Below are 2,374 nucleotides of genomic sequence, written 5' to 3'. Positions count from 1 at the left end.
TGCGCCTCGCGGCGCATCCCGAGGCGCTCCAGAACGCGGGCGGACGCGGCACCACCATGCCCGACACCATGCCGAACACCGTCGAGACAGACCGTGACTTCCAGTCGCTGGCCGACCCGTACCGGCGGGAGCTGCTGGCGCACTGCTACCGGATGCTCGGCTCCATCCACGACGCCGAAGACCTGGTGCAGGAGACCTACCTGCGGGCGTGGCGCTCCTACGGCGGCTTCGAGGGCCGCTCCTCGCTGCGCACCTGGCTGTACCGCATCGCGACGAACGTGTGCCTGACCGCCATCGACCAGCGCGGCAACCGGCCCATGCCGTCCGGCCTCGGGGCGCCGAGCGACGAGCCCGAGCGGCCCGTGGTGGCCTCGGACGAGGTGCCGTGGCTGGAGCCCGCCCCCGACGCCGTGCTCGGCGCCGACGCCGCCGACCCGGCGACCATCGTCACCGCGCGCGAGAGCACCCGGCTGGCGTTCGTGGCGGCCCTGCAGCACCTGCCCGCCAAGCAGCGCGTCGTGCTGATCCTGCGGGACGTGCTGAAGTGGCGGGCCGCCGAGGTGGCCGAACTCCTCGACACCTCCACCGCCGCGGTCAACAGCGCGCTGCAGCGGGCCCGCGCGCAGCTCGACGAGAACGCGCCCCTCCGCGACGAGCTGGTCGAGCCGACCGACCCCGGCCAGCGCGACCTCCTGGAGCGCTACGCGAAGGCGTTCGAGACCGCCGACATCGCGAGCCTGATCGAGCTGTTCAAGCAGGACGTCGTCTGGGAGATGCCGCCCTTCCCGCAGTGGTTCGTCGGCGCCGACCACGTCGTCCGGCTCATCAAGGCCCAGTGCGGCCCCACCCCGGGCGACATCCGGATGGTCCCGGCCGCCGCGAACGGGCAGCCGGCCTTCGGGCTCTACATGCGCGACGACGAGGGGGTGCACCGCGCGTACCAGATCCAGGTGCTGAGCGTCACCGGCGACGGCGTCGCGCACGTCTCGGTCTTCTTCGACACGAGCCTGTTCCCGGTGTTCGGACTGGCCGAGAGGCTCTGATCGCGCCCCTCGTCTTCCGCTGGGCGGAAGCCGGGCTCCGGCGCCCGCCGCGCCGGCTGCGAGGCTGGTGGCCGGGTCGCGGGCGAACGAACGCGTCCCGGTGGAAGGCGAGCAGGAGGGGACGAGGCCATGACGCACCCGCCGTACCTGTACCCGGGCTACAGGAGCACCGTGCTCCGCGCCCCGTCCCACGACCTGGTCATGCCGAAGACGGGCCCCGACAGCGTCGAGCTGACCTCCCCGGTCTTCGGGCACCAGGAGCTGGGGCGGAGGGACCACGACCTCACCGTCCAGCACGCCGGCGAGCCGCTCGGCGAGCGGATCGTCGTGACCGGCCGCGTGCTCGACGGCGCGGGCCGCCCGGTGCGCGGGGCGCTCGTGGAGGTCTGGCAGGCCAACGCCGCCGGCCGGTACCACCACCTCGGCGACGTCCACCCGGCGCCGCTCGACCCGAACTTCACCGGCGCCGGGCGCTGCCTGACCGACGGCGACGGCCGCTACCGGTTCGTCACGATCAAGCCGGGCGCCTATCCGTGGGGCAACCACCCCAACGCCTGGCGGCCCGCCCACATCCACTTCTCGGTGTTCGGCACCGCCTTCACCCAGCGGCTCGTCACCCAGATGTACTTCCCCGGCGACCCGCTGTTCGCCTACGACCCGATCTTCCAGTCGATCCCCGACGAGCGGGACCGGGAGAAGCTGGTCTCCCGCTTCGACCTGGACGCCACCACACCGGAGTGGGCGCTCGGCTACCAGTGGGACATCGTCCTCGGCGACACCCCGGCGGAGGCCTGATGAGCACGCCCTCTCCCACGCCCTCGGCCATGACGCCGTCGCAGACGGTCGGCCCCTTCTTCGGCCACGCGCTGCCGTACGAGGCCGGTCCGCAGGTGGTCCCGCCGTGGCGGCCCGACGCGATCCGGGTGCGCGGACGCGTCCTGGACGGCGCGGGGGAGCCGGTGCCGGACGCGCTCCTGGAGATCTGGCAGGCCGACGGCGACGGCGAGGTCCCGCGGCGCCCCGGCGGCATCGTGCGCGCCGGGCACGGCTTCTCCGGCTTCGGCCGGTGCGGCACCGACGCCGACGGCGGCTTCTGGTTCAGCACCCTCAAGCCCGGCGCGATCGGGGAGAGCGCTCCCTACATCGCCGTGCTGGTGTTCGCCCGCGGCCTGCTCAAGCCGGTGTTCACCCGGCTCTACTTCCCCGAGGACGCGGCCGCCCACGCGTCCGACCCGCTGCTCGGCCGGCGGCTCATCCGGCGCGGCCTGCTGCCGCTGGACCAGATGGCCGCCACGGCGCACGCCATCACCGCGGGCGGCGACCTGCGCGCC

3 protein-coding genes are annotated in these 2,374 nt (G+C 73.9%); all 3 read left to right on the top strand.

Features of this window, described 5'->3' with window-relative positions; all coding sequences use genetic code 11:
* Positions 1-68 precede the first annotated feature (68 nt).
* Positions 69-1,043, top strand: coding sequence for a sigma-70 family RNA polymerase sigma factor (locus tag AB0C69_RS41285; RefSeq protein ID WP_360362156.1), 975 nt, complete (start codon positions 69-71; stop codon positions 1,041-1,043).
* A 129-nt stretch (positions 1,044-1,172) separates the two neighbouring features.
* Entirely contained in the window at positions 1,173-1,838 is a 666-nt protein-coding gene (gene pcaH, locus AB0C69_RS41280) for a protocatechuate 3,4-dioxygenase subunit beta (RefSeq protein WP_360362153.1), read from the top strand.
* Positions 1,838-2,374, top strand: a 537-nt coding sequence (gene pcaG / locus AB0C69_RS41275) for a protocatechuate 3,4-dioxygenase subunit alpha (protein ID WP_360362150.1), incomplete at its 3' end; no start/stop codon positions are given. The genes pcaH and pcaG, both read left to right, overlap by 1 nt.

This window comes from Actinomadura sp. NPDC048032, from assembly GCF_040653175.1.
Lineage (GTDB): Bacteria > Actinomycetota > Actinomycetes > Streptosporangiales > Streptosporangiaceae > Spirillospora > Spirillospora verrucosospora.
The sequence above is the reverse complement of the archived record's forward strand: the minus strand, read 5'-3'. Positions and strand labels throughout refer to the sequence as shown.

Excerpts from the sequence above, each read along its gene's own strand:
- AB0C69_RS41285 (WP_360362156.1), top strand. The coding sequence starts at position 69 with ATGCCGAACACCGTCGAGACAGACCGTGACTTCCAGTCGCTGGCCGAC.
- pcaH (WP_360362153.1), top strand. The coding sequence starts at position 1,173 with ATGACGCACCCGCCGTACCTGTACCCGGGCTACAGGAGCACCGTGCTC.